General features: G+C 68.5%; 7 protein-coding genes and 2 pseudogenes. 7 read left to right on the top strand and 2 right to left on the bottom strand.

Annotated features, from left to right (window positions below):
• The 4 genes and pseudogenes from ACWELJ_RS30910 to ACWELJ_RS30895 form a co-directional block, all read left to right on the top strand.
• Positions 1-285 (top strand): annotated as a pseudogene (locus ACWELJ_RS30910) (hypothetical protein); the annotation flags it as partial.
• A gap of 119 nt (positions 286-404) precedes the next feature.
• Positions 405-1754 (top strand): S1 family peptidase, encoded by a 1350-nt coding sequence (locus ACWELJ_RS30905; protein WP_452369630.1) that lies wholly within the window; start codon positions 405-407, stop codon positions 1752-1754.
• 185 nt (positions 1755-1939) lie between these two features.
• The gene (locus tag ACWELJ_RS30900) at positions 1940-3283 is read left to right on the top strand and encodes a S1 family peptidase (protein ID WP_452369629.1); all 1344 of its coding nucleotides are present in this window, start codon (positions 1940-1942) and stop codon (positions 3281-3283) included.
• Positions 3284-3498: 215 nt separating this feature from the next.
• Complete coding sequence (locus tag ACWELJ_RS30895) at positions 3499-4326, top strand: NRDE family protein (protein ID WP_452369628.1); 828 nt, start codon at positions 3499-3501, stop codon at positions 4324-4326.
• A 77-nt stretch (positions 4327-4403) separates the two neighbouring features.
• Here the strand turns inward: ACWELJ_RS30895 and ACWELJ_RS30890 are convergent, their stop codons facing one another.
• Complete coding sequence (locus tag ACWELJ_RS30890) at positions 4404-5069, bottom strand: hypothetical protein (RefSeq protein WP_452369627.1); 666 nt, start codon at positions 5067-5069, stop codon at positions 4404-4406.
• A 437-nt stretch (positions 5070-5506) separates the two neighbouring features.
• Between ACWELJ_RS30890 and ACWELJ_RS30885 the strand changes: the two genes are divergently transcribed.
• From ACWELJ_RS30885 to ACWELJ_RS30875, 3 genes are all read left to right on the top strand, one after another.
• Positions 5507-8707: a heterodisulfide reductase-related iron-sulfur binding cluster gene (locus ACWELJ_RS30885; RefSeq protein WP_452369626.1), complete on the top strand. Its 3201-nt coding sequence runs from the start codon at positions 5507-5509 to the stop codon at positions 8705-8707.
• A gap of 223 nt (positions 8708-8930) precedes the next feature.
• Complete coding sequence (locus ACWELJ_RS30880; protein ID WP_452369625.1) at positions 8931-9692, top strand: copper homeostasis protein CutC; 762 nt, start codon at positions 8931-8933, stop codon at positions 9690-9692.
• 226 nt (positions 9693-9918) lie between these two features.
• Entirely contained in the window at positions 9919-10749 is an 831-nt protein-coding gene (locus tag ACWELJ_RS30875; RefSeq protein WP_452369624.1) for a lytic polysaccharide monooxygenase, read from the top strand.
• Between the two features lie 372 nt (positions 10750-11121).
• Here ACWELJ_RS30875 and ACWELJ_RS30870 read toward each other — a convergent pair.
• Positions 11122-11203, bottom strand: a pseudogene (locus ACWELJ_RS30870) (ClpX C4-type zinc finger protein); the annotation flags it as partial.

The following is an 11203-nucleotide window of genomic DNA, read 5'->3' as shown; positions in this document are numbered from 1 at the left end:
GGTGTGGCCCCGCCGCTGCTGCCGCCGACCGGTTCGCTGCATCCGACCGCGGCCGCGCCGCCGGCCGATGTCGTCGACGCGCCCGCGACCTCCGGGGCGCCGACCACCACGACCACCACCGTCACGCTGCCGCCCACGACGACCACCGAAGCGCCCACGACGACGCCGGAGCGCACCACGACGCCGACGTCCACCCGCACTCCGATCTACCAGTACCCGTCGGTGCCGGGGTTCGATCTGCCGGCCCCGGCCCTGCAGGACCCGTGGGGACAGGGTCCGCGCTGATTTCGTAGCGACCTCCGGGGGTTTGTGCCCTAAAGTGGTGCGCTGACCGACCTTCCGGAAGGTAACCCGGAACCCCTTCCCCTGGAAGCCGGTCGGCTGGTGCACTACGAAGGGACTCCATGCGCAAGTTCATGGCGCGCCGCGCCGCGGTCCGAGCAGCCACCGTCGCCGTTGCCTCGACCGTCCTCATCGGGCCCCTTCTGAGCACCGCCACCGCCGACCCGGCCGGCCCGGATCAGCTTGCCGCCGAGAGCCTTCCGGCCGAACTGGTGACCGCCATCCAGCGCGATCTGAAGATGACTCCGGCCGAATACCTCGACCGCGCGGCCAAGGCCCAGCAGTTGCGGGATTACGCCAGCGATTTCCGCACCCAGCGTCCCGATGATTTCGCTGGCGCCTGGATCGGGACCGACGGCAAACCGGTGCTGGCCGTCACCTCCCTCGACGCCGCCAAGGTCGCGGCGGCCGCCGGGTACCAGACCCGGCTGGCCCCGATCAGCGCGGACGGCCTGGAGAACTCGGTCGATCAGCTGAACCAGTGGATCACCACGCTGCCGCGGGAGATCTCGGGCGCGATCAATTCGGTGGCCATCGACTTCCTCAACAGCCAGCTGGTGCTCAGCGTCGCCAACACCCCGGCCGGGCATTTGCTGAATCTGCCCACCCTGATCGCCAATATCAAGGTGATCCTGTCGCCGAACTCCGGTGGCCCGGTGGAGCGGCGGCCGATGGGCGGCGACACCTACATCACCGCGCCGACTCCGCTCGACAGCTCGCTGCACGGGGTGGATGTGTGCTCGTTCGGATTCAACAGCGTCGATTCGGCGGGCAATGCGCTGAACATCAGCGCGGGCCATTGCAATCCGAATGTGGACAAGGGCACCAGCGCCGATGTGTACCTGCCAAATGTGAAAAACCTGTTGGCCAGCCCGAAGGTCGGCAGTTTCGTGAGCGCCACCCTGGGCGGTCGCAGCGCACTGGACTATTCGGTCATCAAGCTCAATGACGACGCGGTGCAGGCGGGCATGGATCAGCCGTCGGTGCGCGGCGCCAACGGCACCACCCTCACCATTACCGGTGTGGCCGACCCGATCACCGGCGCCCCGGTCTGCAAATCGGGCCAATCGTCCACGTTCACCTGCGGTTTCGTGGTGGCGGACCGGGTCGAGACCCAGCTCTACACGACCGAGGGCCAGTCGAAGACCATCCGCGGCTTCGCTTCCAGCGCGTGCACCCTGGGCGGCGACAGCGGCGGCGCGATCGTCACCGGCACCCTGGCGCTGGGCATCACCAGCGGTTCGAACGCGGCCGACGCCCCGAACTGCAATGAGGCCAACACACAGCTCGCGCAGTACGGCGGCACCGCGTCCCTGGGCATCCCGCTGCGTCCGATTCTCAACGAAATCGACGCCAATTCCGGTGGCGGTGTCGGCAGCGGAATTCAGGTGCGGACTCGCTCGCACGCGTGAGTGATTCACGCCGTGCGTGATTCACGCCGAGTGACTGATTCGCGGCCCGTTGGCACGGGCCGCGAAAATCGGACATCCCCCGCATTGGGCGTGAATCTCGCGTGCCTGCCGTTTGCTCCGCGAATACCGAAACGTCACCTGGCAATAAGTAGGCATTACGGGCCGGACACCATATAGTCGGGGCCATGCTCCTGCCACGTATGCGCTCCTCCATGCCTGCCGCGGGCCGACGCCCGCGGTCCCTTGTCCGGACTGCTGCGATCGCGGCCACCGCGGTACTCGTCGCCGGACCCTTGGCGGCGAGCGCGCACGCGGAGCCCGAAGTCCCCGCGACCCCGAACCTGCCGGCCGAACTGGTGGCCGCCATCACCCGCGACCTCAAGATCTCCCCGCAGGACTACCTGACCCGCGCCGATGTCGCGCAGAAGGTCGCCACCTTCGCCACCACCGCGCAGCGCCAGTTCCCGGATGTCTTCGGTGGCGCCTGGCTGGACGAGACCGGCAAGGCGATCGTGGCGCTCGCCCCCGGCGACGCGCACGAGCAGGCCCGCAAGGCCGTGCAGGACGCCGGTTTCGTCGCCAAGGACGTCGCCAAGAGCGAGACCACCCTGCGCGGTGAGAAGAACGCCTTCCAGCAGTGGCTCAAGGACCAGCCGGAAGCGGTGTCCAAGTCGATCCGTGGCGTGGCCGTCGACACCCTGAACAACAGCATCGCGGTCCGCGTCGACAAGGCCGACATCCCGCTGCCCGGTTTCGTGGACCCGGCGCGCGTGATCGTCATGGCCGCCCCGCCGGTCGGCGGCGAGGGCCAGGACGTCCCGAAGGCCGCGGAGATCGCCGGAGCCGGCCCGCGTGCCATGGCCGCCGGTGACGCCTTCGCCTCGGTGGCCGGCCGCATGTCGCTGCGCTGCTCGCTGGGCTTCAACGGCCTGGACGGCAACGGCAACGTCGTGAACATCACCGCGGGCCACTGCAATCCGAACATCCCCGCCACCGGCGGCGCCAACTCCCCCGGCGTGTACCAGCTGGTCGGCGAGAGCCTGGGCCCGCAGATGGGCTCGTTCCAGAAGTCGGTGCTGGGCAACCAGGACTACTCGATCGTCGGCATCAACGACCAGTTCCGGGACAGCTTCTCCAACCCGCTGGTGAGCGTCCCGAACGCGGCCCCGATCACCGTCACCGGTGTGGCCGTCCCGGTGGTGGGCGCTCCGGTCTGCAAGTCGGGCGCGCGCGCCGGCTTCAGCTGCGGCGTGGTGAACGCCGTCGATCAGACCGTCCAGGTCGGCGACCGGCTGCTCACCCAGTCCTTCTCGTCCAATATCTGCGCCCTGCCCGGTGATTCGGGCGGTCCGCTGGTGACCGGCACCCTGGCCCTGGGCATCTCCAGCGCCTCCTCGGTCGCCGACTACCCGATCTGCGAGATCCCGAACCTGATCGGTCTGATCACCGGCAACACCCCGCAGCTGTTCGCGCAGCCGATCAGCACCGTGCTCTCCGACAACCCGGGTCTGCGGGTGCGCACCAGCTAGGCACAGCATCCTCGGAAAGGCCGGTAGCTCAACCGCTACCGGCCTTTTCGCGTTCCTGGGTAAACCACCCCAGCATCGCAGCCGTGCACAGCACTGGATGTTCGCGGCCCGTCTCGTTCCGGACTGAGCGAAGCGGGGGAGCGGAGGGAGGGAAGAACGAGACCTGAAGGGCCGCGAACCCGCCCGGAGCGAAGCGGAGGGCAGATAATACAGCTATGTGTTTGGCGTTGCTCGGCTGGCGGGCGCACCCGGACTACCGGTTGATCCTGGCCGCCAATCGGGACGAGTTCTTCACCCGCCCAACGGAATCGCTGCGCCGCTGGGACGAGGTGCCGGGTCTGCTGGCGGGCCGCGATCAGGGTGCGGCCGGTCCGGTGCCCGGTACCTGGCTGGGCGTACTGCCCGACCGGCACCGCTTCGCCACGATCACCAACGTGCGACTACCCGGCGAGTTCCGCACCGACGTCCGATCCCGCGGCGCGCTGCTGATGGATTTCCTGTGCGGCGACGCGGTGCCGGAGAAGTTCGCGCGCGGCATCGCCACCGCCTCCGACGACTACAACGGCTTCAATCTGCTGGTCTCGGATCTGGAATCGCTGTGGTGGCACAGCAATCGGAGCGAGGGCGGCCCCCAGGAACTGCCGCCCGGCTTCCACGGTGTCTCCAACAACGCTCTGGTCGGTTCGCTGGCACCGGACGGCACGGTCGTCACCGATACCGATGCCCCCGTGTGGCCGAAGGTCCGCAATGGCGTGCGCGCGCTGGCCGCGGTGCCGCCGGGCGATGTCGCGGGCTACCTCGGGGTGCTGGCCGACCGCACCGCCGCCCCCGCCGCCGAACTGCCCCGCACCGGCCTGGACCGGCTCACCGAACGCTCCGCCTCGGCGCGTTTCGTCAACCATCCGGTGCACGGAACCCGGTGCAGCACAGTCCTTCTGGTGCGCGAGGACGGCCGCTACGTGATGACCGAGCGCACCTTCGCCCGGTTCGGCCGCCGCCGCGACACGGTGGTGTTCGAAGGCCGGATGGACCTGCCCGCCTGAGAAACGCACTCGGCCCGCCTCCGACGAGCGAGGCGGGCCGAGCGATGGAACGAGCCGGGGCGTGCCCCGGCGATCGATCAGTTCGGCGTGACCGCCGGGGTGGCGGGCGCGTTGGCGGCCCACTTGGTGGTGCCGTCCGGCGCCTGCATGGTGTTCAGCAGGTCGATACCGGCCGCGACCAGCGTCGGGCCGCCCGCGGCGATGGTGCCGAGGATGCCGCCGATGCCGGCGCCCGCGACCAGACCCGGCACGCAGCCGGCGACGATGGTCACGACGCAGCCGATGATCGCGCCGAGGGCGGTGCCCACGAAGCTGCCGATGCCCAGCGCGAGGCTGAACTGGGTGGAGAAGTAGCTCATCGCCTTCTGGTTCTCGTCAGAGGAGGCGATCGGCTTGGCGGAGGCGACCGGGGCGACGGCCAGCGGCTGCGCGGGGTTGAAGTCGGCCGGCTTCTCCGGCACCACCTCGAGCACCTTGCCGTCTTCCTTGACCTCGGACTTCACCGGGATCTGGGTGCCCGAGGCGGTGAACGCCAGCGGGAAGGAGATCACGGTCGCGCCGGCCTGGTCCTTGACGTTGACCACCGTCTGCTTCGGGTCCTCGGGCATCGCGCCGTCCTGCTGCGCGAGTTCGAAGGTGCCGTTCTTCAGGGTGGAGACGATCGTCTTGCCGTCGACCAGCTTGGTGGAGTAGTTGATTCCAGCAGGCTGTGCGGGAGCGTTGTCGGCGTGAGCGGTCGTCATCCCGATGGTCATTGCGCCGATGACCAGGGCAGCAGCCGCAGTGGTACTGCGAAGCTTCATTCGGTTGGTTTCCAATCCGTCATCAGGTATATCCGCTGTGCGCTCTTCGCCACGCGAGGCCCGGCTTCCCTCGGGCCATGCCTCTACGCGCTAGGACGAGTCCTCCCCGAGCATGTGAAGACGCGCACAGCTGTCGGACAGCGTGAGCCTAGTCGATCACATTACGATTTGCGAGATTCGTTTCTTTCTGCACGCCAGCACGTTTGGAAGTAAGCCTGCCCTTGGTTAAGGGCGCGATTTGCCGGGATTTACGGTGTGGGAAACCCTGGACAACTAAGTTACCGGCGGGTAACTTACTGTCCATTAGGATACGAGCAACTCGAGGCGTACCAGGCTGCCTCGCGAAACGCTCGTAGAACCGTAAGAGAGGTCGCGACATGAATGCCCTGACAGTGACACTGGGCACGATTGGGGCGGTGTTCACAGTCTTCTGTTGGGCATCGTTCATCGGAGGCGTACGAAATATCGTGCGCACCGTCATGGTCGGGCAGTCCGCGCCCGACCGCTGGCGGCCGTTCTTCCCACGCTTCAAGACCATGTTCGTGGAGTTCCTCGCGCACACGCGCATGAACAAGTTCCGCACGGTCGGCTGGGCGCACTGGCTGGTCATGATCGGCTTCCTCGCCGGGTTCATCCTGTGGTTCGAGGCCTACGGTCAGACCTTCGACCCCGAATTCCATTGGCCCATCATCGGTTCCTGGGGCATCTACCACCTGGTGGATGAATTCCTCGGCATCGGAACCGTCATCGGCATCGTCGTGCTGATCGTGATCCGCCAGCTGAACCACCCGCGCGTTCCGGCGCGGCTGTCGCGCTTCAGCGGCTCGAAGTTCGCGCCCGCCTATGTCATCGAGTCCATCGTCCTCGTCGAGGGCCTGGGCATGGTCTTCGTGAAGGCCGGCAAGATCGCGACCTACCACGAGTCCCACACCTGGAGCGACTTCTTCACCGAGCAGGTCGCCAAGCTGCTGCCCGAGTCGATCGCCATGGTGTCGATCTTCGCGTTCATCAAGCTGATCTCGGGTGCGACCTTCCTGCTGCTGGTCGGCCGCAATGTGACCTGGGGTGTCGCCTGGCACCGTTTCGCCGCGTTCCCGAACATCTACTTCAAGCGTGAGGCCGACGGCGACGTCGCCCTGGGCGCGGCCAAGCCGATGATGTCGAACGGCAAGGCGATCGAGATGGAGACCGCCGACCCGGACAACGACACCTTCGGTGTCGGCAAGTTCGAGGACTTCTCCTGGAAGGACATCCTCGACGTCACCACCTGTACCGAATGTGGCCGCTGCCAGTCGCAGTGCCCGGCCTGGAACACGGGCAAGCCGCTCTCGCCGAAGCTGCTGATCATGTCGCTGCGCGACCACGGTTACGCCAAGGCCCCGTACCTGCTGGCCGGTGGCCGCAAGGACATGGGCGGCGACGAGATCGGCCTGGTCGACGCCGAGGGCAAGCCCAATGAGCGTGCGCTGGCGAACATTTCGGAGGCGGCGCGCGCCGAGGCGGAGCGTCCGCTGGTCGGCGGCGAGGACGTCAACGGCATCATCGACCCCGAGGTGCTGTGGTCCTGCACCACCTGTGGCGCGTGCGTCGAGCAGTGCCCGGTGGACATCGAGCACGTCGACCACATCATCGACATGCGCCGCTACCAGGTGCTGATCGAGTCGGAGTTCCCCTCCGAGCTGGCCGGTCTGTTCAAGAACCTGGAGAACAAGGGCAACCCCTGGGGTCAGAACGCCAAGGACCGCCTGAACTGGATCTCCGAGGTCGACTTCGAGGTGCCGGTCTTCGGTAAGGACGCCGACAGCTTCGACGGCTACGAGTACCTGTTCTGGGTCGGCTGCGCCGGCGCCTACGAGGACCGCGCCAAGAAGACCACCAAGGCCGTCGCCGAGCTGCTGGCCACCGCGGGCACCAAGTTCATGGTGCTCGGCCAGGAGGAGACCTGCACCGGTGACTCGGCTCGCCGCGCGGGCAACGAGTTCCTGTTCCAGCAGCTGGCCATGCAGAACATCGAGCTGCTGAACTCGGTGTTCGAGGGTGTCGAGCAGGCCAAGAAGAAGATCGTCGTCACCTGTGCGCACTGCTTCAACGCGCTCAACAACGAGTACCCGCAGGTGGGCGGCACCTACGAGGTCGTGCACCACACCCAGCTGCTGAACCGCCTCGTCCGCGGCAAGCAGCTGGTGCCGGTGTCGCCGGTCGCGCAGAACGTGACCTACCACGACCCCTGCTACCTGGGCCGGCACAACAAGATCTACAACGCGCCGCGTGAGCTGATGGAGGCCTCGGGTTCGACCCTGGTCGAAATGCCGCGTCACGCCGAACGTTCCATGTGCTGTGGCGCCGGTGGCGCGCGCATGTGGATGGAAGAGCAGCTGGGCAAGCGCATCAATATCGACCGGGTCGACGAGGCGCTGGACACCCTGAAGGGCGGCAACGAGCCGTCCATGATCGCCACCGGCTGCCCGTTCTGCCGCGTCATGCTGACCGACGGCGTCACCGCCCGCAAGGACGGCGGCGAGGTCGGCCAGGGCGTCGAGGTCGTCGATGTCGCGCAGCTCATGCTGCAGTCCATCAACCGGGTGGACGCCGCGACCCTGACCGAGAACCTGAAGGTCGTCCAGCAGCCCAAGGCCGCACCCACGGAGTCTGATTCGCGGCCCGCCGCGGTGGAGCCCGCTCCGGAGCCGGTCAAGGCCGAAGCCGCGGTCGCCGAGGCCGCGCCGAAGGCCGCTCCGGCCGGTGGCGGACTGGGTATGAAGGGTGGCCTGAAGCCGCCGGGTGGCGGTAAGGGCCTGGCCATGAAGGGCGGGCTGAAGGCTCCGGGCGCGAAGGCCGCCGAACCGGCCGCCGAGGCCGCTCCGGTCGCCGAGGCCGCGGAAACCGCCGCACCGGCTCCCAAGGGTCTCGCCATGAAGGGTGGCCTCAAGGCCCCCGGCGGTAAGGGCCTGCAGATGAAGGGCGCGGCCAAGGCTCCGGGCGCGAAGGCCGAAACCGCTTCCGCCGCTGCGGCTCCCGCCGAGGCCGCGGCTCCGGCCGAGACTGCCGAGGCTTCGTCGGCTCCGGCCGCCAAGCCGGGCGGACTCGCCATGAAGGGTGGCCTCAAGGCTCCCGGTGGCAAGGGTCTGCAGATGAAGGGCGCCGCCAAGGCTCCGGGCGCGAAGCCCGCCGCCGAGGCCGCCCCGGCCGCTGCTCCCGAGGCTGCCGCTCCGGCCGCCGAGGCGACCGCGGCTCCCGCTGCCGCGGCTCCGGCCGCCGAGGCCAAGCCGTCCATCGCGCCCAAGGGTCTGGCCATGAAGTCGGGTCTCAAGCGTCCCGGCCCGAAGGCTCCGGGCGCTGCCGCCCCGGCGGCCGCCCCGGCTCCGGAAGCGCCTGCGGCTCCGGCCGATTCGGCTCCCGTGGCCGCTCCGGCGCCCGCCGCCGAGCCCGCCGCCCCGGCCGAACCGGCCAAGTCGGAGAGCAATGGCACCTCCGAAGGCAATAGCTCCTCGGAAGGCAATGGCGCGACGCCGCCCGCCGCGAAGCCGGGTGGTCTCGGCTTCAAGTCGGGCATGAAGGCTCCGGGCCGCAAGAACTAGGCTCCCGGCCCGAAATACCGGGCTGCCGAACCTGATTGACGAGGGCGGCGCTACCGATTCGGTAGCGCCGCCCTCGTCGTTTCGCATCCCCGCCGGCTCTGCGGGTGCCGCCATCCGCCGCCCGCGACGGACCGGCGCACTGTGGCGCGGTTCACGAGGCGTTCACTCTCGGAGGGCAAATCTCGGGCAACAAACTCGGCGGGAGTTCGCCATACTGCAAGGTATGACGGATGCGCGGACGGTGCGGGTCGAGATCGGGGTGGAGTCTCTGGGCGGGGTCCGGATCGCCGAACAGGCGGGGGCGGCGCGCGTGGAGCTGTGTTCGGGGCTCACGGTCGGGGGGCTCACGCCGGGGCCCGCGCTCATCGAGGCGGCGGTGGAAGCGGCCGGGCACACCCAGGTGCACGTCCTGATCCGGCCGCGCCCCGGAGATTTCCGCTATACCCGCGACGAGGTGGCGCTCATGCTCGCCGATGTCGAGCGGGTGCGCGCGGCGGGCGCGCACGGCGTGGTGGTGGGGGTGCTCGACGAGGACGGGCACGTGGATCCGGCCGCCAATACCGAACTGCTGGCCGCCGCCGACGAGCTGGAGGTCACCTTCCACCGCGCGTTCGATGTGTGCGCGGATCCCTATGCGGGTTTCGACCAGTTGCTGGAGCTGGGTTTCACCCGGCTGCTCACCTCCGGTCGCCAGGAGTCGGTGCTGGACGGCGCGTCCCTGATCGCGCGGATGGTGAGCCTGTCCGACGGCCGGATCGACGTGATGGCCTGCGGCGGCCTGCGCGCCGACAATGCCCGCCGGGTGATCGAGTTGACCGGCACGCGGGATCTGCATGCGGCCGTGCGCATTCCGGTGCCCGGCCGCCCGCAACCCGATACCGAGGTCACCTTCGCCGAGTTCGGGGTGCCGAGCGGGTTCGACCATTTCGCCACGGACGCCGACGGTGTCGCGGCGCTGTGCGAGGCGGCACGAACGGCCGTCTAGGCGGGCGCGAACTCCGCTGCGATCCAACAAGTTTGCTGTGACGCCGGTGACGTTTGCTGTGCAAACGGATAATTCGGTCATCTGAGGTAGGACGCTTGACCAAAGCGTTGCCGGGTCATATCTTTTTGAGCACGCTCTTGCTACAAAGTGGTCTGGATCACATCACAGATCCGTCACGGGACAGCACGCCGGCCTCCGCTGCCCCACTCTCGCTAGGGGTTTCACATTGATAGCTGGAAGAAGACTGTCCCTGCTCGGGGCCGCCGGCATCGCACCACTGCTCGTCGCCGTCCTGCCCGCCGCTCAGGCGAGCGCCCACGGCTATGTGGCGTCACCGCTCAGCCGCCAGGCCCAGTGCGCGAAAGGCCTATTGCCCTGCGGTGACATCCAATACGAGCCGCAGAGCGTGGAAGCGCCCAAGGGCTCGGACAAGTGCAGCGGCGGCAACTCCCGCTTCCCGGAACTGGATGACGACAGCAAACCATGGAAGGTCCAATCCGTCGGCAGCACGGTGACTTTCACCTGGACGTTCACCGCCCTGCATCGCACCCTGAACTGGGAGTACTTCATCGGCGGCACCCGGGTCGCGGTCTTCGACGGCGGCAACAATCCCCCGCCCCAGGACGGCGTCAGCCACACCGTGGACCTGAGCAAGTACAGCGGCCGCCAGAAACTGCTGGCCGTCTGGAACATCGGCGACACCGTCAACGCCTTCTACTCCTGCGTCGACCTCCAGATCGGGAGCGGTGGCGGCGGAACACCCACCACCACAAAGCCTCCCGTCACCACGACGCCCCCGGCCACCACCACGCCGGCGCCGACCACGACCACCACAACTCACAGTCATCAGCCGCCCCCCAGCACCACCCCCAGTCATCAGCCGCCGGCCACCACGACGGCGCAGCCGAGCGCGGGCACGTGGACCGTCGGCGAGCACTACGCGGTGGGCGATGTCGTCACCTACAACGGCAAGCGTTACCGCTGCCTGCAGGCGCACACCGTGTACGACCCGGGCTGGACGCCGACCGCCGCGCCCGCCCTCTGGCAGGCGCTCTAGGACCCCGCGCCGCGAGTGCGGGGTTCGGTGACCGCCGAATCCGAACCCGGAGCGGACTCGCGGAACGGGAGAGGGGCGTGTTTCCTCGGAAACACGCCCCTCGCACCATCTTTCGCCGGGGAATCCGCTCGGTCAGGAGTCGGGCCGCGAATGCCGCCCGCCGCGCGGCGGTTCGGGCGGCGGCGCCGGGTGCCGCGCACCCGGTTCCGACCACGGCTCGTCGGGATGGAACCAGGACGAGGTGGTGTACCGCGGCTCCTGCGGCGGCGCGCCGCCGTCGAACCACGACTGCTGCGGGGGCGCCGGCTCGACCGGGGCCGGACCCGGTTGCACCACACTGGTTCTCGGCACCGTCGGCTCCCCGTCCCCGGCCCCCGGTCCCGCAATGAGCTTCTTGACCTGCTTCTGGCTCTTTCCGCAGAACGAGCACTTCAACAGATCGCCGCCATCACCG

This window comes from Nocardia sp. NPDC004582 (assembly GCF_053602115.1).
This window is presented reverse-complemented; position numbering and strand designations above follow the sequence as displayed.